Source organism: Isoptericola sp. BMS4 (genome assembly GCF_011634835.1).
Classification (GTDB): Bacteria; Actinomycetota; Actinomycetes; order Actinomycetales; family Cellulomonadaceae; genus Isoptericola.
The window spans coordinates 2,175,471-2,197,419 of record NZ_SIRP01000001.1 but is presented as its reverse complement, the minus strand read 5'-3'; the positions used below and the strand labels follow the sequence as shown (position 1 = coordinate 2,197,419).

Annotated in this window: 23 protein-coding genes; 12 read left to right on the top strand and 11 right to left on the bottom strand. The window is 71.6% G+C overall.

Going from position 1 to position 21,949, the window contains the following annotated elements:
- Positions 1-90: 90 nt before the first annotated feature.
- Positions 91-873: an SDR family oxidoreductase gene (locus EYB28_RS09785; RefSeq protein ID WP_166847172.1), complete on the bottom strand. Its 783-nt coding sequence runs from the start codon at positions 871-873 to the stop codon at positions 91-93.
- A gap of 15 nt (positions 874-888) precedes the next feature.
- Complete coding sequence (locus EYB28_RS09780; RefSeq protein WP_166847169.1) at positions 889-1,407, bottom strand: Hsp20/alpha crystallin family protein; 519 nt, start codon at positions 1,405-1,407, stop codon at positions 889-891.
- A 222-nt stretch (positions 1,408-1,629) separates the two neighbouring features.
- On the opposite strand from EYB28_RS09780, the gene EYB28_RS09775 reads away from it, so the two are divergent.
- The 9 genes from EYB28_RS09775 to EYB28_RS09735 all read left to right on the top strand — a co-directional run bounded on the left by EYB28_RS09775 (position 1,630) and on the right by EYB28_RS09735 (position 11,205).
- Complete coding sequence (locus EYB28_RS09775; RefSeq protein ID WP_166847166.1) at positions 1,630-1,911, top strand: DUF1876 domain-containing protein; 282 nt, start codon at positions 1,630-1,632, stop codon at positions 1,909-1,911.
- A 210-nt stretch (positions 1,912-2,121) separates the two neighbouring features.
- The gene (locus EYB28_RS09770; protein WP_166847163.1) at positions 2,122-3,588 is read left to right on the top strand and encodes an alpha-L-fucosidase; all 1,467 of its coding nucleotides are present in this window, start codon (positions 2,122-2,124) and stop codon (positions 3,586-3,588) included.
- 77 nt (positions 3,589-3,665) lie between these two features.
- Positions 3,666-4,811 carry an ROK family transcriptional regulator gene (locus EYB28_RS09765; protein WP_166847160.1) on the top strand — a complete coding sequence of 382 codons (1,146 nt, stop codon included), beginning with the start codon at positions 3,666-3,668 and terminating at the stop codon, positions 4,809-4,811.
- Positions 4,812-5,053: 242 nt separating this feature from the next.
- Positions 5,054-6,349, top strand: a complete 1,296-nt coding sequence (locus EYB28_RS09760) for an ABC transporter substrate-binding protein (RefSeq protein ID WP_166847157.1) — start codon at positions 5,054-5,056, stop codon at positions 6,347-6,349.
- Between the two features lie 152 nt (positions 6,350-6,501).
- Entirely contained in the window at positions 6,502-7,353 is an 852-nt protein-coding gene (locus EYB28_RS09755; RefSeq protein ID WP_166847154.1) for a carbohydrate ABC transporter permease, read from the top strand.
- Positions 7,350-8,222, top strand: coding sequence for a carbohydrate ABC transporter permease (locus tag EYB28_RS09750; protein WP_205710884.1), 873 nt, complete (start codon positions 7,350-7,352; stop codon positions 8,220-8,222). The genes EYB28_RS09755 and EYB28_RS09750 overlap by 4 nt, the downstream gene beginning before the upstream one ends.
- The gene (locus EYB28_RS09745; RefSeq protein ID WP_166847152.1) at positions 8,219-10,234 is read left to right on the top strand and encodes a beta-galactosidase; all 2,016 of its coding nucleotides are present in this window, start codon (positions 8,219-8,221) and stop codon (positions 10,232-10,234) included. The genes EYB28_RS09750 and EYB28_RS09745 overlap by 4 nt, the downstream gene beginning before the upstream one ends.
- Before the next feature lie 300 nt (positions 10,235-10,534).
- Positions 10,535-10,747 carry a hypothetical protein gene (locus EYB28_RS09740; protein ID WP_166847149.1) on the top strand — a complete coding sequence of 71 codons (213 nt, stop codon included), beginning with the start codon at positions 10,535-10,537 and terminating at the stop codon, positions 10,745-10,747.
- Between the two features lie 179 nt (positions 10,748-10,926).
- Entirely contained in the window at positions 10,927-11,205 is a 279-nt protein-coding gene (locus tag EYB28_RS09735; RefSeq protein WP_255461500.1) for an alpha-L-rhamnosidase C-terminal domain-containing protein, read from the top strand.
- Here EYB28_RS09735 and EYB28_RS09730 read toward each other — a convergent pair.
- The 9 genes from EYB28_RS09730 to EYB28_RS09690 all read right to left on the bottom strand — a co-directional run bounded on the left by EYB28_RS09730 (position 11,195) and on the right by EYB28_RS09690 (position 18,958).
- The gene (locus tag EYB28_RS09730; protein WP_166847143.1) at positions 11,195-11,563 is read right to left on the bottom strand and encodes a metal-sulfur cluster assembly factor; all 369 of its coding nucleotides are present in this window, start codon (positions 11,561-11,563) and stop codon (positions 11,195-11,197) included. The two genes, EYB28_RS09735 and EYB28_RS09730, sit on opposite strands and share 11 nt — an antisense overlap.
- Positions 11,564-11,589: 26 nt before the next feature.
- Complete coding sequence (sufU, locus tag EYB28_RS09725; RefSeq protein ID WP_205710883.1) at positions 11,590-12,078, bottom strand: Fe-S cluster assembly sulfur transfer protein SufU; 489 nt, start codon at positions 12,076-12,078, stop codon at positions 11,590-11,592.
- A 28-nt stretch (positions 12,079-12,106) separates the two neighbouring features.
- Positions 12,107-13,426 carry a SufS family cysteine desulfurase gene (locus EYB28_RS09720; protein ID WP_166847140.1) on the bottom strand — a complete coding sequence of 440 codons (1,320 nt, stop codon included), beginning with the start codon at positions 13,424-13,426 and terminating at the stop codon, positions 12,107-12,109.
- A 48-nt stretch (positions 13,427-13,474) separates the two neighbouring features.
- The gene (gene sufC / locus EYB28_RS09715) at positions 13,475-14,245 is read right to left on the bottom strand and encodes a Fe-S cluster assembly ATPase SufC (RefSeq protein WP_166847137.1); all 771 of its coding nucleotides are present in this window, start codon (positions 14,243-14,245) and stop codon (positions 13,475-13,477) included.
- Between the two features lie 46 nt (positions 14,246-14,291).
- Positions 14,292-14,636 carry a non-heme iron oxygenase ferredoxin subunit gene (locus tag EYB28_RS09710; RefSeq protein ID WP_166847134.1) on the bottom strand — a complete coding sequence of 115 codons (345 nt, stop codon included), beginning with the start codon at positions 14,634-14,636 and terminating at the stop codon, positions 14,292-14,294.
- Complete coding sequence (sufD, locus tag EYB28_RS09705; protein ID WP_166847131.1) at positions 14,633-15,856, bottom strand: Fe-S cluster assembly protein SufD; 1,224 nt, start codon at positions 15,854-15,856, stop codon at positions 14,633-14,635. The genes EYB28_RS09710 and sufD overlap by 4 nt, the downstream gene beginning before the upstream one ends.
- Position 15,857: 1 nt before the next feature.
- The gene (gene sufB / locus EYB28_RS09700; RefSeq protein ID WP_166847128.1) at positions 15,858-17,321 is read right to left on the bottom strand and encodes a Fe-S cluster assembly protein SufB; all 1,464 of its coding nucleotides are present in this window, start codon (positions 17,319-17,321) and stop codon (positions 15,858-15,860) included.
- A complete protein-coding gene (locus EYB28_RS09695) occupies positions 17,318-18,079 on the bottom strand; it encodes a metalloregulator ArsR/SmtB family transcription factor (RefSeq protein ID WP_240930479.1) in 762 nt (253 codons plus the stop codon). The genes sufB and EYB28_RS09695 overlap by 4 nt, the downstream gene beginning before the upstream one ends.
- A gap of 246 nt (positions 18,080-18,325) precedes the next feature.
- Complete coding sequence (locus EYB28_RS09690; protein WP_166847125.1) at positions 18,326-18,958, bottom strand: HdeD family acid-resistance protein; 633 nt, start codon at positions 18,956-18,958, stop codon at positions 18,326-18,328.
- 90 nt (positions 18,959-19,048) lie between these two features.
- On the opposite strand from EYB28_RS09690, the gene EYB28_RS09685 reads away from it, so the two are divergent.
- From EYB28_RS09685 to EYB28_RS09675, 3 genes are all read left to right on the top strand, one after another.
- Complete coding sequence (locus EYB28_RS09685) at positions 19,049-20,056, top strand: ABC transporter ATP-binding protein (protein ID WP_240930478.1); 1,008 nt, start codon at positions 19,049-19,051, stop codon at positions 20,054-20,056.
- Positions 20,053-20,844, top strand: a complete 792-nt coding sequence (locus EYB28_RS09680) for an ABC transporter permease (RefSeq protein WP_166847122.1) — start codon at positions 20,053-20,055, stop codon at positions 20,842-20,844. The genes EYB28_RS09685 and EYB28_RS09680 overlap by 4 nt, the downstream gene beginning before the upstream one ends.
- Positions 20,845-20,927: 83 nt before the next feature.
- Complete coding sequence (locus EYB28_RS09675) at positions 20,928-21,917, top strand: heme A synthase (RefSeq protein ID WP_166847119.1); 990 nt, start codon at positions 20,928-20,930, stop codon at positions 21,915-21,917.
- The last annotated feature ends 32 nt before the right edge of the window (positions 21,918-21,949 follow it).

The window sequence follows — 21,949 nt, the reverse complement described above, 5'->3', positions numbered from 1 at the left end:
GCACCTCGTCCCTCTTCCAGGCCTGCCCGGCCGCAGGCGTGCCTGCCGGGCTTCGTCGTCCGTCTTCGACGCCGGTCACCTCGACGCCGGTCACCACGTCGTGTCACCGCGCAGCACGACGTCCGAGCCGCCGTCGACGAAGACGACCTGCCCGCACACGTGCGTGTTCTCCTCGCCCACCAGCCATGCGAGCAGCAGGGCGGGCACCTGCGCGGTCATGAACCCGTGCAGCGGCATCGGCACCGCCGCCTGGATGGCGGCACGCCCCTCCGCGGTCGCCAGCATGTCGGCCACCATCGGGGTCTCCACCACCCCGGGCGCGATCGCGTTCAGCGGGATCCCCGCTCCGGCCCACTCCGGCCCCGGGGCGTTCCGTCGGACCCACCGGCAAAGCGCTGCCTTGGTGCTGGCGTAGACGAGCCCGCCCCGGCCGGAGCCCACCAGCTCGGCGGATCGAGCGAGCGCCGCGGGCTCGTCGCCGGCCAGGCACCGGTCCACGAGCGTGGCGTCCCGGGGCAGCAGGCTCGCCATCGACGCGGTCGCGACGGCGCGCGGGGCCTGCGAGCCGGCGAGCGCCGTCCGCAGGCCGTCGAGCGTGGCCACCGTGCCGAAGTAGTTCACCGCGACGGTCAGCGGGTCCTCCCGTGCCAGCCCGGCGTTGGCGACCACCGCGTCGACACCGTCGGGGGCGAGGCGCCGGACCCCGTCGCACAGGTCGGCACGGCCCTCCGGCGTCGCCAGGTCGGCCACCACGTCGATGTCCCCGGTGTCCTGCACGTCCACGCCGACGGTCCGCGCCCCGCGGCCCGCGAGGAGCCGTCGGGTGGCGAGCCCGATCCCCGAGGCCGCCCCGGTCACCACGACGGTACGCATGACGGTCGGCGGCGCTCAGGCGCGCCGCACCTCGATCGTGCGCGCTGCGGGACGCTCGGCCGGCACCGGGACCCGGACCTCCAGGACGCCGTCCCGGTACGTGGCCGTCACGTCGCTGCTCGCGTCGCGCGGGAGCCGCAGCCGGCGCTCGAACTGTCCGTACCGGAACTCGCTGCGGTAGCCGCCCTCGTGCTCGGAGGTCCGCTCCTCGCGGTGCGCCGCGATGGTGAGGATGCCGTCGTCCACGGTGACCTCGACGTCCTTCTCGGGGTCGAGACCGGGAAGCTCCGCACGGATCACCAGCTCGTCCCCCTCGCGGGCCTCCTCGACGCGGATCAGGGCTCCGACGCCCGGCCCCGGGTCACGTCCGGCGAAGACCTCGGTGAACGGCCAGGCGTCCCACCGCGGAGGCCACAGGCCCGTGAGGTGCTCCGCGAGCTCGCGGCCCGACCGGTGCGCGGCACTCGTCGTGGTGCTCGCTCCCCCCGCCGGCGTGCCCGTGCCCTCGGTGTTCCGGGTGCCCTCCGTGCTCATGGCCGTCCTCCTCCGCTCGGCCCGCGGCCGCAGGCGCATCCCCTCCACGATCGGCGCGACCGGGCGGGCCACGGCAGGGCCGTTGGTCCCGGCGTGACGCGTCGGTCCTCCCCTCGGCACAGGTCCACCCGCCCCTGCCCGAGCGGCGCGGCGGAGGCGAGGCTGGGGTCACGGACCGTGCGGGACCTCGCCGCGCCGCACACGACGACAGGAGTGCCAGTCATGGCCCACACGTGGAAGGTCGCGATCCAGCTGTTCGACGCCGACGACGCCGGGCAGGACGGCATCGTGACCACGGCGCACGCCGTCCTGACGACGTCGAGCGGCACGTCGCTGGAGGGCCGCGGCCGGGCACGCCGCAACCCCCACGACCCGTCGGTCACCGAGATCGGCGAGGAGCTGGCCGCGTCCCGCGCCCTGCGGGACCTGGCCGACCGGCTGCTCCGCGCGACGTCCGCCGACATCGCCGAGCTCGAGCACGAGGACGTGCGGCTGCGCCGGTGAGCGACCGCATCCGCAGCCGGCCTGCTGGTGGCGCACGATGCGACGCATTCGCCGCATGGACGCCATGGTCGACCTCGGACCGGACGTGGCACGCCCGCCTCCCGGACGCTGGCACGCAGGACCGTCGCCTTGTAGCATGACCGTTTGTCAACCGACGAAATAAACAGGTCGGACCGACGGCAACGAGCACAGGGCGGGAAACACTTCACGATGACATCGACCATCGACGATATCGACCGCCTCACCGCGGTGAGGCCGGACAAGCGCCAGGCCGCCTGGCAGCAGCTGGAGTTCTACGCGTTCATCCATTTCGGGATGAATACGATGACGGACCGCGAGTGGGGACTCGGCCACGAGGACCCTGCGCTCTTCCACCCCGTCGCCCTCGACACCGACCAGTGGATGCGCGCGATCAAGAGCGCCGGCATGACGGGGGTCATCCTCACCGCCAAGCATCACGACGGGTTCTGTCTGTGGCCCAGCAGGGTGACGAGCCACTCCGTGTCGTCATCCCCGTGGCGCGACGGCTCCGGCGACCTCGTCGCCGAGGCGGCGAGCGCGGCAAGGAGGCACGGCCTCCGCTTCGGCGTGTACGTGTCACCGTGGGACCGCACGGAGAGCACCTACGGCTCCGGCCGGGCCTACGACGACTTCTTCGTCGCCCAGCTCACCGAGCTCCTCACCCGGTACGGCCCGATCTTCTCCGTCTGGTTCGACGGCGCCAACGGCGAAAGCCTCGACGGACGGGTGCAGCACTACGACTGGGACCGCTACTACGAGACGATCCGGCGCCTCCAGCCGGACGCGGTCATCAGCGTCTGCGGCCCGGACGTCCGCTGGTGCGGCAACGAGGCCGGGCACACACGGGAAGACGAGTGGAGCGTAGTCCCCGGCAAGCTCCGTGACGCCGAACGCATCGCGGAACAGTCCCAGCACGTGGACGACGGCCGGTTCTCCCGGTTCGTGCGCAGCGACGACGAGGACCTCGGTAGCCGCGAGGCTCTCAGCGGCCACCTCGACGACCTGGTCTGGTACCCCGCCGAGGTCAACACCTCCATCCGGCCGGGCTGGTTCCACCACTCCGCCGAGGACGCCGCTGTCCGCACGGCCGAGGAGCTCTTCGAGATCTGGTGCAGCTCGACCGGGGGCAACGCGACGTTCCTGCTCAACGTGCCACCAGACATGAGCGGTCGCGTGGCCGCGCCGGACGAGCGGGAGCTCGCACGGCTGGGCGAGCTCATCGAGAACTTTCGCACACGGGTTGTGCCGTCGCTCGCCCACCCGTCCACGGTCCTCGGCCGCGAGGCCGGGTCGGACGCGCTCCCGACTGCGTTCTCGTGCGAGTTCGGACCTCGTCCGGACACCTCGTGGCGCCCCGACCCCGACGATCCGCGCCCGGCGGTCGTGCTGACGTTCGACGAGCCACGACCCGTCGCCGCAGTCGTGGTCAGTGAGGACATCCGCCACGGCCAACGCGTCGAGGGCGTGAGCGTCCGTGCTGTCGTGGACGGCGACGAGGTCGTTCTCGCCGAGGCCGGGTCCGTCGGGTATCGCCGAGTGATGCGTTTCCCAGCGGTGACCGTCGGACGACTGACCGTGACCTTCGAGTCGGCCAGAGGCACACCCGCGGTCGCCACGGTGGCCGCCGTCGAAGGCGTCACGACAGAACCGACCTGATCACCGTGACCAGACTCGCGGGTGGGCACGGTCCCACGAACGGGGCGACTCACCCGCGCTCTGGTACGTTCGTCGCGATGAACAGGGCGACCGCTCACCGGCGGAACGGTGTCGAGCGATGGCCCGAGTTCCACCCGACAACACAGGCCGCTTTCAACCAGGTCCTCTGGCGGGGCGGCTTGTCGCGCAGCGACATCGCCCGGAAGCTCGGGATCTCACGGGCTCGGCTCACCGCCATCACCCGCGACCTGGAGGAGGCCGGTCTCCTGGTCGAGGGGCAGCGCGAGCTCCGAGCCTCCACGGGGCGACCGGCAGAGATGCTTCACGCCGTGACCACCGCCTTCCAGTTTCTCGGGCTGCACCTGCGCGGGACCGACGTCATCGCTGCGCTGGTGGACCTGGACGGGACGGTGGTGTGGGAGGACAGCACATCCCTGCAGACCGGGTCACCGACCGAGGTCGTGGATCTGGCGTCGCGATGGCTCCACGAGACCGCATCATCGTTCCGGGTAGCAGCGGTGGCCGTCTGCGGACCGTTGCATCGTGTGGGGCTCGACCCGGCTCACGAGCAGATCCGGGGAATCGGCGACCGCCTCCAAGAAGAGTTCGCCGAGACGTCGACGGTCCCGCTCTGGGTCGAGGACGACGTGGTCGCACTCACGGCGTTCGAGCAGTGGCCCCAGCTTTCCGAGGGCCAGAACAGCATGGTCCTGATCTCGGTGGGCCAGGAGATCGGCTTCGGCCTCGTCACCGACCGGCAGATCATCCGCGGCGCCCACGGGACAGCCGGTCGATTCGACCACGTCCCGGTCGTCACCGACGGGCCCGAGTGCCCCCTGGGCCATCACGGCTGCCTCTGGAGCGTCTGCTCGACCACGGCGGTCGTGCGCAGCGTGCCGGGTTCGACGAGCATGTCCGAGGTCTCCGCACGCGCGGACTCCGGGGATCAGCTCAGCACGCAGGTCATGGAACGTGCCGCAGAAGGCCTCGGGACCGCCGCCGGCCATGTCGCGAACTTGCTGGACCCCGACAAGCTCGTCCTGACAGGCGAGAGCCATACCGTCCTGCGCGGCAGGCTCGCGTCGTTCCACGCCGCGTTGCGCCGGACGCACCTCGGAGGTCGGGAGGTCCAGGTCGACCTCCCCGACTTCGACTTCGTTGAGTGGGCGAGGGCCGCCGCCGGTCTGGCCCTCTATCGAAGCCTGACCACCCAGGGCTACTGAGCCGCTGCGACGGCCCAGACGGACACGCACGCGGGACACGCGCCGCTCGACCCGTACCACGACCGCAACGACCACTCAGCGGCGAGCCCTGAGGCTCCGCACCTCCTGACACCAACGGCGGAACCCCCTCTCAACCCTCTTATTTTTGCTGCTTGACAAACTCGCCAGGGGTCCGCGAACCTGAACGGGCGCCGCCGGAGATCGCGGCCATCCGTCCCACACGCTCGGTCAAGGGAGACGTCATGCGTACACCTCGAACCACTGCAGCAGTACTCGGTCTCAGTCTCGCGACGAGCGCGCTCACGGGCTGCGCAGCGTCCGGCGACGGCTCTGGCGCGCCCGTGACGCTGGAGTACTGGGCCTGGGCACCCGGCTCCGCGGAGGAGGTCGAGGCATTCAATGCGTCCCACCCCGACATCCAGGTGAAGCACACAGACATGGGTGGGGGCGAGACCTCGTCCGCCAAGCTCGTCACCGCGCTGAGAGCCGGCAACGCTCCCGACCTCGCGCTCGTCGAGAACACCTCGCTCCCCCGGATGGTCGTCTCCGGCGTGCCGCTCGACATCACCGAGCACGTCTCCGACGTCAAGGACAACTTCGCACCGGGCTCCTGGGCACAGACCACGTTCGACGGGCACACCTTCGCCGTCCCGCAGGACGTGGGCCCGATGGCTCTCCTCTACCGACAAGACATCTTCGAGAAGTACGACGTCCCCGTTCCCGTGACCTGGCAGGACTACCGGGACGCCGCAGAAGCCATCCAGAAGCAGGACCCGGACCTGACGATGGCATCCCTGAGCACCGACGGCTGGGGCTGGTACGCGCCCGTCGCCGCACAGGCCGGCGACGACTGGTGGTCGGTGGACGGCGACAGCTGGACGGTCAACATCGACGGCGACAAGTCGCGCCAAGTCATGGACTTCTTCCAGGGGATGTACGACGACGGGCTCATCAGCGCGGACCCGCTCCTGACACCGACCTACAACAAGCAGCTCAACGACGGCACCATGGTCACCTGGCCCTCGGCGGTCTGGGCGCCAGGAGTCATCGAAGGTGTCGCACCGTCGACCGCCGGGAAGTGGGCTCTGGCGCCCTTGCCACGCTGGGACGCCGACGACCCAACGGTCTCGTTCCAGGGCGGATCCTCCGTGGTCGTCACCTCCGCGAGCGAGCATCCGGAAGAGGCGGCCGAGTTCGCGAAGTGGCTCAACGCGAGCGACGAGGGCGCCGAGATGATCCTCAACGTCCAGAACGGCTACCCCGCCGCCCTGTCCGGACAGGATGCCGCGAGGGAGCAGGACCCGCCCGCTCTCATGCCTCAGCAGGCCGACTACTACGACGTCGTCGCTGACATCGCCGAGAACACCAGGCCTGTCACCTGGGGGCCCAACACCGACGTCGCCGCCGCAGCGTTCACCGACGCGATGAATGCCGCCGTCGAGAACGGCACCTCGTGGGCGGACGCCCTCACCGTGACACAGGACGCGGTCGTGGCGGACATGAAAGAGCAGGGATTCACGGTCGAGGAGGCCGAGTGACTCCGCAGTCGGCGGGAGGGCAGACCATCACCCACCGCACGACAGCCCGCGCCGACGCGCGAACGGCGACTCACCCCACCGGCCACCGCGGGTCGCGAGGCCCGTCGTCCCTCCGCCCACGTCTCGCCCCCTATCTCTTCAGCGCCCCGGCGATGGTTCTGTACGTCGCCTTCACCGTCATCCCCCTCGGGTACGCGTTCGGCTCGAGCTTCTTCGCCCAGCGGCTGACCGGCGGAGGGATCCTCGGGACCCGCCGGACGGTGTTCGTCTGGTTCGAGAACTACGCCGAGGTCCTCACGAACGCGAGCCTCGTCGCCGGCCTGGGACGGCTGGCGATCTACGGGATCATCGCGGTACCGCTCACCCTGGGGCTCGCGCTGGTGTTCGCGCTCCTGCTCGACGCCGACGGGACCCGGTTCAAGCGGTTCGGCCGCACCGCGATCTTCATCCCCTACGCAGTACCTGGCGTCGTCGCTGCCCTGATGTGGGGATTCATGTACCTGCCGGCCACCAGCCCGTTCTCGCACGTGACCCGCGCACTCGGCCTGGGCACCATCGGATTCCTCGAGCGCGACGGCCTGTACGGGTCGATCGCGAACATCACCATCTGGGGTGGGGTCGGCTTCAACATGCTCGTCATCTACACGGCCCTCCGCAGCATCCCGCACGAGATGATCGAGGCGGCCCGCATCGACGGTGCCGGGGAGGTCCAGGTCGCGCTGCGGATCAAGGTCCCCCTGGTGGGGCCCGCGATGGTTCTCACCTCGATCTTCGCTCTGCTCGGAGCGCTCCAGCTGTACGGGGAGCCTGCGATGCTCAAGCCCCTCACGAACAGCATCTCCACCACGTGGGCACCCCTCATGACGATCTACCGCGACGCGTTCGTGCTGGACAACCTGTCATCCGCTGCCGCCGCATCCATGGTCCTCGCGCTCGGCACGGCCGCCGCGTCGCTCGCCGTCCTGGCGGTCGTCCGCCGTACCAGCCGAAGGGGGATGGCGTGACGACCCTGACCGCACTTCGAGGCACCGGACGACCTTCTCTGCGCCGCGGCAAGGTTCTTCCCACGCTCGTACTCGTCCTCGGCGCGATCTACTGCCTGATTCCCGTCGCCTGGGTGTTCGTCGCCGTGTCGAAGGCACCGGGCGAGCTCTTCAGCTCGTTCACCTTCGCCCCGGGCACCGGCCTCCTGCAGAACGTCGCCGACCTGTTCTCGTTCGGGGGCGGCGCCTACGGCATGTGGGCGCTCAACTCGCTGCTGTACGCCGGACTCGGCGGCGTGCTTTCTACCCTCGTCTCCGCTTCCTGCGGCTACGCACTCGCGAAGTACGACTTCGCCGGCGGCCGGATCTTCTTCGGCGCGCTCCTCGCAGGTCTCCTCATCCCTGGCATCACGCTCGCGGTACCGCAGTACCTCCTGCTCTCGGACCTCCAGCTCGCCGGGACGCGCTGGTCCGTGCTCCTGCCGAGCATCATCAGCCCGTTCGGGATCTACCTGTGCAAGGTCTTCGCGGACGGTGCCGTCGCCCAGGAGGCGCTCGAGGCCGCACGCATCGACGGCGCCAGCGAGTGGCGCATCTTCCGGAGCATCGTCCTGCCGCTGATGGTGCCCGGCATGGTCACCGTATTCCTGCTGCAGTTCGTCGGTATCTGGAACAACTTCCTCCTGCCCTACATCATGCTCGCCGATCAGTCCACGTTCCCCCTGACCGTCGGCCTGAACTCGCTGCTGAACCAGGGCTCTGGTTCCCCAGCCCTCTACTCGCTCGCGATCGCCGGTGCCGCCGTCGCGATCGTCCCCCTCATCGCCCTCGTGCTGTTTCTCCAGCGCTTCTGGCGCCTCGACCTCATCTCCGGAGGAGTCAAAGGATGACCCTGTCCCACACCGATCAGAGCTGGCCGACGAGCGGTATCAGCTTCGGCGGCGACTACAACCCCGAGCAGTGGCACCCCGACGTGTGGCGAGAAGACGTCGATCTGATGCGCCAGGCCGGAGTCAACCTGGTCTCTCTCGGCATCTTCTCCTGGGGCCTGCTCGAGAAGGCAGAGGGCGTCTACGACTGGGCGTGGTTCGACGAGATCGTGGACCTCCTCGGAGAGAACGGGATCTCCATCGACCTGGCGACGCCCACCGCGGCCCCACCCAGCTGGCTCCTGGCCCGACACCCAGAGTTCCCGCCAGTCGACCACGACATGACAAGGCACTGGCCCGGTGCTCGGCTGGGCTGGTGCCCGAGCAACCGGGACTTCCGCTCGCACGCGCTCCGTATCGTCCGAGCGGTGGCCGAGCGCTACGGCTCTCGCGAGCACGTCGTGATGTGGCACGTGAGCAACGAGCTCGGCGGCGGGAACGGACACTGCTACTGCGACGTCTCTGCCGCCGCGTTCCGGAACTGGCTCAAGAGCAGGTACGGCTCGGTGGACAAGCTCAATGAGGCCTGGGGAACCGCGTTCTGGGGCCACCACTACGGGACGTTCGATCACATCCTGCCGCCCCGCGGCAACGACGCGAAGAACCCCTCCCTGATGCTCGACTTCGACCGGTTCTCGTCCGACGAGCTCCTCGAGCACTATCGCGCCGAGCGCGCAGTGCTCAAGGAGGTCACCCCGGACCTGCCCGTGACCACGAACTTCATGGTCGGGGCAGAGCCCGACGCCGTCGACTACGCGCGCTGGGCGCCGCACATGGACATCCTCGCGAACGACCACTACACCCGCTCGTCGGACCCCGTGCCCCAGCAGGACGTGGCCTTCTCGGGGGACCGCATGCGCTCCCTCACCACGGACAGGCGACCCTGGCTGCTCATGGAGCACTCGACCAGCGCGGTGAACTGGCAACCGCGCAACCGGGCCAAGAACCCGGGCGAACTGATCCGGGACGCGATCAGCCACGTCGCGCACGGCGCGGACGGCGTCATGTACTTCCAGTGGCGTGCTTCCCGCGCCGGGGCAGAGCAGTTCCACTCCGGGATGGTCCCCCACGCCGGACCGAACACCAAGGTCTTCCGCGAGGTGCGCGCCCTCGGTGGCCATCTCCGGCGTCTCGCCCCGGTGCTCGGTTCTCGGGTGCCGGCAGCTCGGGTCGGGATCCTGTTCGACAACGAGGCGGGCTGGGCGACCCGTCGCGGTGTGAAGCCCAACAACTTCCTCGAGTACGGCGCGGCCGTCCGCGACTGGCACGCGGCCTTCTGGCGACGGGGTGACGGCGTGGACGTGCTGCCGCCGTGGAAGGACTTCTCCACCTATGACACCCTCGTCGCACCGCAGCTCTTCCTCGTCTCGGACGACACCGCACTACGGGCCGAGGAGTTCGTCGCGGCGGGCGGGACCTTGATCGTCACGGCGTTCTCGGGCATCGTCGACGAGAACGATCAGGTCCGGCTCGGCGGGTATCCCGGGGCTTTTCGTCGTGTTCTCGGCGTGTGGACCGAGGAGTTCTACCCCCTGCAGGAGGGCGAGACGTTCCGGCTCGACAACGGCTGGAGCGGCCAGGAATGGACCGAGCACGTCCACGCAGAGGAAGCGGACGTCCTCGCGCGGTACCAGGGTGGGGCGCTCGACGGCTACCCGGCTGTGACCGTCCGGACCCACCCGGGCGGTGGCCGGGCCGTCTATGTCTCGGCAGGCATCGGCCGTGCAGGGATCCGGGCTCTCGTCGACGACCTCGTCGAGCCGCCTCCGGAGGTCGTCGGCAGGGTTCCGGGCCTCGAGGTCGGGGTGCGCCACACCACGATCGACGAGTTCGTCTTCCTCATCAACCATGCTGCGGAGGACGCGACGTTGAACATCTCGGGCACGGAACTGCTCAGCGGGCTCACCACCGAGGGCTCGCTCGTCGTCCCGGCAGGCGACGTCCGCGTGGTGCACCGCAGCAGGCCGGCCTGACGGACCGGTTCAGGGGCGCAGCCCGGTCGGACGTCGGGCCGGGCTGCGACGGAGGGACGCTCCACCGAGTCATTCACTGGACGCACCTCACGGTGGAGCTCTCCTGGCTCCCACCAGGAAGTCGGCCCGGCCCTCTTCGCCCGTAGAAGCCCGGCACGCGGGCGGGGTCGCCGCGTGCCATCGGGACGGCGGGCCGGACCCGGGCCAGTCGCCGCGTAGGTCGTCGAGGTCGACCGCGTGCGCCATCGCGGCATTGCTAGCGTCGGCTGAGGCGCGACCCTGACCGTCTCCTCCTGGCAGGTGTACCGGTGGTACGGCGACGACGGCCTCCAGCAGCGGCACTGGTCGGCGACGGTCGCGTATCACGACCACCCGTCGCACCGGGCGCTCCACCGTGTCCTCGACGGCGGCCACGTCGAGACGGGCGAGATCAGGCTGCACGCCGCGGTGGAACTGCTGTCCCCCGAGCGCCGGGACGACGTGCTCCACGTCTGCGTGCGGCGCACGGCGTGAGCTACGGCGCCATGCTCGGGCGTGGCGCCACCTGCCGGAGGTCTGGACCAGTCCGCGCGCCTCGCAGAACCACGACATGCTCGGCGCGTGGTCCGCCGCCCGCGTAGCCGGCACCTCGCAGGCCGCGGCGGCCGTGGGCTGGCAGGACGTCGTGGTCGAGCCCGCCCTCGTCGGTTGTCGTGGCATCCGCGTCGGCGGGGTTCGAGTCCGTGCGAGGTGTCGTGTCCAGATCCTGGGCCCGCGACGAGGACTGGACCACGCTGACCGTCCAGGTCCCCGGCAACACCCGCGCGGTCGTCCGGGTCCCGGTGGGCGAGGACGAGTCCGTGACCGCGCCGGAGTGCGCCGACCGCGTGCCGACCGAGGTGGAGGGCTTCGCGCAGTTCGAGGTCGCCGCCGGGCGGTTCACCTTCAGGGCCGGCGTGCCCGCCCGGGGCGTGAGCCGCGTCAGACGTTGAAGCCCAGCATCCGCAGCTGCTCGCGGCCCTCGTCGGTGATCTTCTCCGGGCCCCACGGCGGCATCCACACCCAGTTGATGCGGAAGCCGTCGACGATGCCCTCGAGCGCCTGGCCGGACTGGTCCTCGATGACGTCCGTCAGCGGGCAGGCGGCGGACGTGAGAGTCATGTCGATCGCGGCGTGGTTGTTCTGGTCCACCTGCACGCCGTACACCAGGCCGAGGTCGACGACGTTGATGCCGAGCTCGGGGTCGATGACGTCGCGCAGCGCCTCCTCGACGTCCGCGGCGGTGACGGGGGTGGGCTCCGCGACGGGCGCGCCCGCCGGCGGCGCCGTGTCGGTGGTGTTCTCGGTCATGGGGTCCTCCGGTTCGCAGGTAAGGCTCACGACGCCAGCGCGCCGCTGCGCGCGAGCGAGTCCTTCAGCGCCGCCCAGCCGAGCAGCGCGCACTTGATGCGGGCGGGGTACTGCGAGACGCCCGTGAACGCGCTCGCGTCGCCGAGGGCGTCGAGGGCCTCGTCGTCGTCCAGCCCCTTGCCCCGCGAGGCCATGAGGTCGTGGAACACGGCGTCCAGCCGCGCGATCCCGGCGAGGTCCTGGCCGGTGACCAGCTCGGTCATCACCGAGGCCGACGCCTGCGAGATGGAGCAGCCCTGGCCCTCCCAGGAGACGCCCGCCACGGTCGTCCCCTCCGCGTCGGTCCGCACGTCCACCCGCAGCGTGATCTCGTCGCCGCAGGTCGGGTTCACCTGGTGCGACTCGCCGGACCGGTGGCCGGTCGCGGGGTCGCCTGCCTCGACGAGGCCGCGGCCGTGCGGGTGCTTGGCGTGGTCCAGGATCACCTGCTGGTACATCTGCTCGAGCGCGCTCACTGCCGCTCCCTCCGATCCGTCGCCACGTTCAGTCTTCCACCCCGAAGAACGCCCGCACCCCCGCCAGGGCTTCCCGGAACGCGGCGATCTCCTCGACCGTCGTGTACACGGAGGCGGACGCGCGGGCGGTCGCCGCGACGCCGAAGCGCCGGTGCAGCGGCTGGGCGCAGTGGTGGCCCACGCGGACGGCGATCCCCTGGTCGTCCAGCACCTGGCTGACGTCGTGCGCGTGCACGCCGTCGACGACGAACGACACGACGGCGAGGCGGTCGCGGGCGTCGGCGGGCCCGATGACCCGCACGCCGGGGATCTCGGCGATCTTCACCAGCTCGGCGGCCAGCGCCCGTTCGTGCGCCGCGACGGCGTCCATCCCGAGCTCGGCCAGCCAGCGCGCGGCCACACCCATGCCGACGGCCTGCGCGACCATCTGCGTGCCGGCCTCGAACCGCTGCGGGGGCGGCGCGTACGTCGTGGAGTCCATGGTGACGACCTCGACCATCGACCCACCGGTCGTCACGGGCGGCATCGCCTCCAGCAGCTCGCGGCGCCCGTACAGCACCCCCACGCCGGTGGGGCCGAGCATCTTGTGCGCGCTGAAGGCCGCGAAGTCCACGCCCAGGGCGTGCAGGTCGACGGGCAGGTGCGGCACGGACTGGCACGCGTCCAGCACCGTCAGCGCACCGACCCTCCGCGCCGCGGCGACAAACTCCGCCACGGGCGCCACCGCGCCGGTCACGTTGGACACGTGCCCGAACGCCACGACGCGGGTGCGGTCGGTGATCACCGACGCCGGGTCGGACACGTCGATCCGCCCCTCGTCGTCCACGCCGAACCAGCGCAGGACGGCGCCCGTGCGGGCGCAGAGCTCCTGCCACGGCACGAGGTTGGCGTGGTGCTCCGCCTCGGTGACGACGATCTCGTCGCCCGGGGCGAGACGGAACCGCTCGGCGGCCGCTCCCCCGCGCCCCGCGGTGGCGTTCGACAGCGCGTACGCCACGAGGTTGATCGCCGCCGTCGCGCCGGGCGTCCACACCAGCTCCCCGGCATCGGCCCCGACGAGCGCCGCGACCGACTCCCGGGCCTCCTCGAACGCCTCCGTCGCCTCCTCGGCGAGCTGGTGCGCCCCGCGGTGCACGGCCGCGTTGCGCTGCTCGTAGAAGTCGACCTCGGCCTCCAGGACCACGTTCGGCTTCTGCGAGGTGGCGGCGGAGTCGAGGTACACCAGCGGACGACCACCGCGCACCGTGCGCCCCAGCAGCGGGAAGTCCGCCCGCACGGCGTCCCAGTCGACGACGGTGGCGTCGATGGGGACGGCGCCGGCGGGGCGCACGGTCTCGGTGGTCGTCATGATGCTCCCTCGTCAGGGCTTCTCAGGCGGGCGTCTCAGGCGGGCGTCTCAGGCGGACATCGTCGCGCCGGTGCCCACGTACTTGTCGTAGCCCTCCTCCTCGAGCCGCTCCGCGAGCTCCGGGCCACCCTCCTCGGCGATCTTGCCGTCGACGAAGACGTGGACGAAGTCGGGCTTGATGTAGCGCAGGATGCGCGTGTAGTGCGTGATGAGCAGCACGCCGACGTCGGTGTTCTCCTTGGCGCGGTTCACGCCCTCGGACACGACGCGCAGGGCATCGACGTCGAGGCCGGAGTCGGTCTCGTCGAGGATGGCGAAGCGCGGCTTGAAGAGCTCCATCTGCAGGATCTCGTGGCGCTTCTTCTCACCGCCGGAGAAGCCCTCGTTCACGGAACGCTCGGCGAAGGTCGAGTCGATGCGCAGGTTCTCCATCGCACCCTTGACCTCCTTGCCCCACGTGCGCAGGGCCGGCGCCTCGCCGTCGATCGCGGTCTTGGCGGTGCGCAGGAAGTTGGCCACGGACACGCCGGGCACCTCGACCGGGTACTGCATGGCGAGGAAGAGGCCGGCGCGGGCGCGCTCGTCGACCGTCATGGCCAGGACGTCCTCGCCGTCGAGCGTGACGGTGCCGGACGTGACCTGGTACTTGGGGTGGCCTGCGAGGGCCGAGGCGAGGGTGGACTTGCCGGAGCCGTTCGGCCCCATGATGGCGTGCGTCTCGCCGGAGTTGATGGTCAGGTCGACGCCGCGCAGGATCGGCTTGGCGCCTTCCTTCGTCTCGACGCTGACGTGCAGGTCGCGGATCTCCAGGGTGGGCATTGTCGGTACTCCAGGTGGTGGTGGGAGAAGTCTGTGGGGGTGGGTGTCAGGACGCGGCGGCCAGCGGCTCGTCGACGTCGACCAGCACGTGGTCGCCCTCGACGGTCACCGGGTAGACCGGGACGCCCTGGGTGGCGGGGAGCTGCAGCGGCTTGCCGGTGCGCAGGTCGAACTGCGACCCGTGCAGCCAGCACTCGACCAGGCAGCCCTCCACCTCGCCGTCGGACAGCGAGACCGCGCCGTGCGAGCACACGTCGGACAGGGCGTGCCACCCGCCGTCGGCGTCGCGCGCGAGCGCGACGGGGACCTGGCCGTCCTCGCCGTCGAGCTCCACGAGCATCGCCTCCTCGGGCCCGAGGTCGCTGGTCATGCAGGCGAGCTGCGCGGTCACGCGCCCTCCTGCGCGGGAGCGGTCCCGGTGATGACGCTCATCGACTTCTCGAGCTCCGCCTCGATCGAGTCGATGAGGCGGTCGCGCACCGAGTCGACGCCGATCTCCTCGATCAGCTCGGCGAAGAATCCGCGGACGACGAGGCGACGGGCGTCGACCTCGGGGATGCCGCGGGCCATGAGGTAGAAGAGCTGCTCGTCGTCGAACCGGCCGGTCGCCGACGCGTGCCCGGCGCCGTCGATCTCCCCGGTCTCGATCTCGAGGTTCGGCACGGAGTCAGCGCGCGCGCCGTCGGTGAGGACCAGGTTGCGGTTGAGCTCGTAGGTGTCCGTGCCCTCGGCCTTCGCCTGGATCAGCACGTCGCCGACCCACACCGCGTGCGCGCCGGCACCCTGCAGCGCGCCCTTGTAGGTGACGCGCGACTTGCAGCGCGGCACCCCGTGGTCCACGAACAGGCGGTGCTCCTGGTGCTGGTCGGTGTCGGCGAAGTACAGGCCGACCATCTCCACGTCGCCGCCCTCGGCGGTGAACGCCGCGTCCGGGGTGACGCGCACGACGTCGCCGCCGAAGGTGACCACGACGTGCTTCAGCTTCGCGTCACGGCCCACGACGGAGCGGTGGCTGGAGGCGTGCACGGCGCCGTCGGCCCAGTCCTGCACGCTGACGAGCGTCAGGTGGGCCCCGTCGTCGACGACGACCTCGACGGTCTGGTTGAGGAGCGCGTCGCCGCGGTGGTCGATGACGACGACCGCCTCGGAGTGGTGCTCGGCGTGCACGAGGACGTGCTGCGCGGTCGCGTCCGTGGACACGCCCTCGACCCGGATCGACGTCACGTCGCTGGCGACGGCCTCGGCGGGGACCGTCACGACGGTCGCCTCGCTGAAGGCGTTCCAGGCGGTGACGGCGGTGCGGTCGCCCGGCTTGCCCGCGGTGCCCAGGCGGGCGTCGTCGCGGCCGACGATCTCGACCTTCACCTCGGGCGCCTCGACGACCGTGGTCAGGACGCCGCCGGCACCGAGCTCGGGGGCGAAGAGCGGCTGCAGCTTCGCCACCGGCGAGAAGCGCCACTCCTCCTCCCGCCCGGAGGGCACGGGGATGTCGGCGAGGTCGAACGAGGTCACACGCTCGGCGCGCGAGCCCGCCGGCACGACGCCGTGCGAGTGCGCGCCGTCGGCCACGGCGCGGGTGTGGTCCGTGGACAGATCAGTGGTTGCAGTCATTTCAGCCGACGGACCCTTCCATCTGCAGCTCGATGAGGCGGTTGAGCTCGAGCGCGTACTCCATGGGCAGCTCGCGCGCGATGGGCTCGACGAACCCGCGCACGATCATGGCCATGGCCTCGGTCTCCTCCATGCCTCGGGACATGAGGTAGAACAGCTGGTCCTCGCTCACCCGCGAGACCGTCGCCTCGTGCCCCATGGACACGTCGTCCTCACGGACGTCGACGTACGGGTAGGTGTCGGACCGGGAGATCTGGTCGACGAGCAGCGCGTCGCACAGCACGTTCGACGCCGAGTGCTCGGCGCCCTCGAGCACCTGCACCAGGCCGCGGTAGGACGTGCGGCCGCCGCCGCGGGCCACCGACTTGGAGACGATGGAGCTCGACGTGTGCGGCGCCGCGTGCACCATCTTGGCGCCGGCGTCCTGGTGCTGCCCCTCGCCGGAGAAGGCGATCGACAGGGTCTCGCCGCGCGAGTGCTCCCCCAGCAGGTAGATCGCCGGGTACTTCATCGTCACCTTGGAGCCGATGTTCCCGTCGACCCACTCCATGGACGCGCCCTCGGCGGCCGTGGCGCGCTTGGTCACCAGGTTGTACACGTTGTTCGACCAGTTCTGGATGGTCGTGTACCGCACGTGGGCGTTCTTCTTCACCACGATCTCGACGACCGCGGAGTGCAGCGAGTCGGACGAGTAGATCGGCGCGGTGCAGCCCTCGACGTAGTGGACGGAGGAGCCCTCGTCCGCGATGATCAGCGTCCGCTCGAACTGGCCCATGTTCTCCGTGTTGATGCGGAAGTAGGCCTGCAGCGGGATCTCGACGTGCACGCCCGGCGGCACGTAGACGAACGAGCCGCCCGACCACACGGCGGAGTTCAGCGCGGCGAACTTGTTGTCACCGTTCGGGATGACGGTGCCGAAGTACTCGGCGAACAGCTCCGGGTAGTCGCGCAGGCCGGTGTCGGTGTCCACGAAGATGACGCCCTGCGCCTCCAGGTCCTCGCGGATCTGGTGGTAGACGACCTCGGACTCGTACTGCGCCGCGACGCCGGCCACGAGGCGCTGCTTCTCCGCCTCCGGGATGCCCAGCTTGTCGTAGGTGGCCTTGATGTCCTCGGGCAGGTCCTCCCAGCTGGTGGCCTGCTGCTCGGTGGAGCGCACGAAGTACTTGATGCGGTCGAAGTCGATCCCCGTGAGGTCGGCACCCCAGGTCGGCATCGGCTTCTTCTCGAACAGCCGCAGGGCCTTGAGACGGCGCTTGGTCATCCATTCCGGCTCGTTCTTCAACGCCGAGATGTTCTTCACGACGTCCTCGTCGAGGCCGCGCTGCGCGACCTCGCCGGCCTCGTCGCTGTCGTGCCAGCCGAACTGGTAGGCACCGATCGAGTCGATGATCTCCTCATCGCTCTGCTTGTCGGTGCGCTGCTCGTCAGCCGCCAGGGCGGCGTCCTGCGTCGGAGCGCTCATCGTGATCCTTCCTGCGTGCCGCGCGTGCGGGTCGCGGGGGTGGGGGTCGGTTCGGGAAGTTCGGTGGTCGCGGGCAGCGGGACGTTCGTGACGCAGGCGTGCGCCCCGCCCGCGATGGTGGCGAGGCGCTGCACGTGCGTGCCGAGCAGACGTGCGAACGCGCGGGCCTCGGCCTCGCAGAGCTCGGGGAACTCCTCGGCGACGTGCTGCACCGGGCAGTGCCCCTGGCAGAGCTGGACGGTGGGCACCAGCGGCCCGGCGACGGGCCGCACCGAGGCGGCGTACCCGTCGTGGGTGAGGAGGTCCGCGAGCTGCGCGGCCCGCTCGTCGGGGTCGGTGGCGGTCAGCTGCGGCGCGTACCTGCGCACGACGCCGTCGTACCGCTCGGCGGCGAAGCGTGCCACGGCCTCGTGGCCGCCGGCGGCCCGCAGGTGCCGCATCACCTGCAGCGCCAGCTCCGAGTAGCCGACCGAGAGCTCGGACTGGCCACGGGTGCTGACGACGTAGCGGCGGGCGGGCCTGCCACGCCGGCCGGCCGACGGGGCGGCCTCGTGCACGGCGATGGTCCCGTCGTCCTCGAGCACCCCGAGGTGCCGGCGGACCGCCGCGGACGTGAGGCCGAGCCGGCCCGCGAGCTCGGCCGCGGTGACCGGGCCCTCGGCGGCGACCAGCTCGAGCACCCGCCGCCGGGTCGGGCCGTCGGCGTCTCCCGTCGTCACAGGGGTGGGCGCCGGCGCCGTCGGCTGCATCGTGCTCATGTGGTCACCTCCGTCCGGCTCCCCGTCCTGGACGCTCACGCGGGGGCACACCGCACCCCGTGACGCGTCGTCGATATAGAGAACATCCTTGTTGCGTAATCCAGGATGTCAAGGAAGGCAAGCCTCACCGAAGCCGCAGGAGAGCCGCCGCGGACCCCCGGAGTGACCGAACTCACGGGCGCGAGGACGACCTGACGGTCGCCACCGCAGCGGGTAGCGACCGCCAGGTCGTGGTCGGCGCCCGGCTCAGTCCTCGATCTCCCCCTCGATCACCTCGCCGCGGCGGGTCGGCGGCCCGCCGGCCGCACCCTGGGCGCCGACCGCGCGCAGCTTGAGCCCCAGCGCGATCATGGCGACGCCGAACACCACGGCGAAGGCGCCGATCACCACGGACAGCCCCACGATCGCCCCCGACGGGTTGCTGAAGCACACCACCGCGAGCGCCACCAGCAGCAGGCCCGAGACCAGGTTCCAGATCCACGACGTCCCTCCGCGCCGGCGCAGCGTCGGGACGACGAAGAGCTGCAGCAGCCCGAACACGAGGGCCCAGATCGCGATCAGCACCAGCGCGATCCCCAGGAACACCCCGGGCCAGATCAGCAGCACGGCGCCGAAGACGAGCGCGACGATCCCCACGCCCGAGTTCACCGACCCGGCCGAGGTGCCCCGCCGACGCATGCCGTCCACGAGGCTCACCACGCCGTCCACCAGCACGAACATGCCGAACACCTGCACCAGCAGCGACGGCGTCTTGTCCGGCAGGAAGATCGCGAGCAGCCCGAACGCCAGCGCCAGCGCGCCGCGCACGACCGGCCAGTACCACACACGGCGCGCGAGGGCGGCGACGTCCTGCGGCGGGGTGAACGTGTAGAAGGTCATCTGTGGTCTCTCCTGCCTCGTGCTTCGGCGGTGACGTGCGCGGTGACACGTGCAGGGCCGACGGCCCCCCACGGTCCGTAGAATCTTCCGGTGCCCACCTCCATCGCGCCAACGGGCGTGCCCGCCGACGCCGGTACCTCGCCGGACCACGCCGTCGTCGTGACCGGTCTCGTCAAACGTTACGGCGGCCGGGCCGTCGTCGCCGGGCTCGACCTGGTCGCGCGGCGCGGCGCGGTCACGGCGGTGCTCGGGCCCAACGGCGCCGGCAAGACGACCACCGTCGAGTGCTGCGAGGGACTGCGGACGCCCGACGCCGGCACGGTGCGCGTGCTCGGCCACGACCCCGTCGCCGACGCCCGGGCCCTGCGGCCGCGCGTCGGCGTGATGCTGCAGGACGGCGGCCTGCCCACCGGCGCCCGCGCCGCCGAGGTGCTGCACCACGTGGCGGCCATGTACGCGGCGCCGCGCGAGGTCTCCGAGCTCGCCGAGCGGCTGGGGGTGGACTCCTTCGCGCGCACCACGGTGCGGCGACTCTCCGGCGGGCAGCGCCAGCGGCTCGCCCTCGCGGCCGCCGTCGTCGGGCGTCCCGAGGTCGTGTTCCTCGACGAGCCGAGCGCCGGCATGGACCCCCAGAGCCGGCTCGCCGTGTGGGACCTCGTGCGCGAGCTGCGCGCCGACGGCGTCGCGGTCGTGCTCACCACGCACCTCATGGACGAGGCCGAGGACCTGGCCGACCGGGTGCACGTCGTGGACCACGGGCGGGTGATCGCCGTCGGGACCGTCCCCGAGCTCCTCACCGGGTCGCTGCCAGGCGCCGCGCACGGCGACGACGCGGCCCGCGACCAGACCGTACGGTTCACCGCGACGGCCGGGCTGGACACGACCGCGCTGGCCGGCGCGCTCGGCGGCGACGGCGGCTGGTCCGTCGCCGAGCCGTCGCCCGGCTCCTACACGGCCACCGGCCCGGCGGATCCCCGGGCGCTCGCCCGGCTCACCGCCTGGCTCGCCGACCGCGACGTCCTCGCCGGCAGCATCACGGTCGGGCGGCGCACCCTCGAGGACGTCTTCCTCGACCTGACGGGACGGGACCTGCGATGACCACGACCGGCCCCGCCCCCGCCGTCTCCGGCCCCGACGCCCCCGCGGCGGCTCCCGCCCGGCGCCGGGTCGCCGCCCAGGCGGCGTTCGAGACGCGCGCCATCCTGCGCAACGGCGAGCAGCTGCTCGTCACGCTCGTGCTTCCCGTGCTGCTCCTCGTGGGCCTCGCGCAGACGTCCGTCATCGAGCTCGACACCGCCGGGCTGGCCCGCATCGACTTCGTGACGCCCGGCGTGCTGGCCCTGGCGTGCGTCTCGACGTCGTTCACCTCCCAGGCCATCGCGACGGCGTTCGACCGGCGCAACGGCGTGCTGCGGCTGCTCGCGACGACACCGCTGGGGCGCGGTGGGCTGCTGGCCGGCAAGACGCTGGGCGTCCTGGCCGTCGAGGTGGTGCAGGTCGTGGTGATCGGCGGCGTGGCGCTGGCGCTGGGCTGGCGCCCGGACGTGGCGGGCGTCCCCGCCGCGGTCGGCGTCGGGCTGCTCGGCACCGCCGCGTTCACCGCGCTCGCCCTGCTGCTCGCCGGGACCCTGCGGGCCGAGGGCGTCCTCGCCGTCGCGAACCTCGTGCTGGTGCTCCTCGTCGTGGGCGGCGGCCTGCTCGTGCCGCCCGGGCAGCTCCTGGGACCGTTCGCCCACCTCGCCACCTACCTGCCCTCCGGGGCGCTCGGCGAGGCCATGCGCGGGGCGCTGCTCGGCACCGGCGTCCCGCTCGTCGCCGTCGTCGTGCTGGCGGCCTGGACGGCCGTGCTCGGCTGGGCGGCCGCCCGCTTCTTCCGCTGGCACTGAGGCGCCCCCGGGCCGGGCCAAGGTCACACCCGGCGCCCGCCGCGACGGCGGGAACGGGCCGGTCCGGGCGATACCGTGGGGGTGTGACCTCGCCGAGCCCCGCCGTCCGGCCCGCCTCCACTCCCGGCCCCGACGCCGACGACTCCGCCGACGCCCGCCCGGACCGGCTCGCCCGGTTCCGGCCCTGGACGCGGAACGTGCTGCTGGCCAACGTGATCGGCCAGATCCTCATCATCGGCACCGGCGGTGCCGTGCGGCTCACGGACTCCGGCCTCGGCTGCTCCACCTGGCCGATGTGCGAGCCGGGACAGTTCACCCCCGCGTTCCACGCCGAGTCGACGATCCACCCGTACGTGGAGTTCGGGAACCGCACGATGACAGGGGTGCTCGGCGTCATCGGCGTCATGGTGCTGCTGCTCGTGTGGACCGACCGGCGTCGCTCGCGGGCCTACCGCGCCCTCGGCGTGGTCCCCCTGGTGGGCGTCGCGGCCCAGGCGGTCATCGGCGGGGTCGTCGTCCTGCTGGAGCTGCACCCGGGGTGGGTCTCCCTGCACTTCGGGGTCTCGGCCGCCCTCGTGTGGTTCAGCGCCTACCTGCTGCACCGGCACGGCGAGGGCGACGGGCCGCCGGCGCGCATCGGTTCGCGGGCCGTCGCCACCACCGGGGCCCTGCTCGGGCTGCTCCTGGTCCCCGTCGTGACGCTGGGCGTCCTGGTCACCGGCTCGGGCCCGCACTCCGGCGACACCGAGGTGGGCTACCGGCTCGCCCTGGACCCGCTGTCGGTCACCCGGGCCCACTCCGCGACGGTGTGGCTGTTCGTCCTGACGCTGGGGGCCCTGCTGGTGCTGCTGCACCGCGCCCGCGCGGCCGCGGGCGCACCCGCCGGAGCCCTGCCGCGGGCCCGCCGCGCCGCCTGGCTGCTGCTCGCCGTCACGCTCGCGCAGGGCGCGATCGGGTACGTCCAGTACTTCACCGGCCTGCCCGAGCTGCTCGTCGGCATCCACCTCGTCGGGGCCGGCAGCCTCACGTGGGCCACCGCGAACGCCGTGCTGCGCCTGCGCAACCGCGCCTGAGGGGACGGCCCGCGACCCGCAGGGCCGTCCCG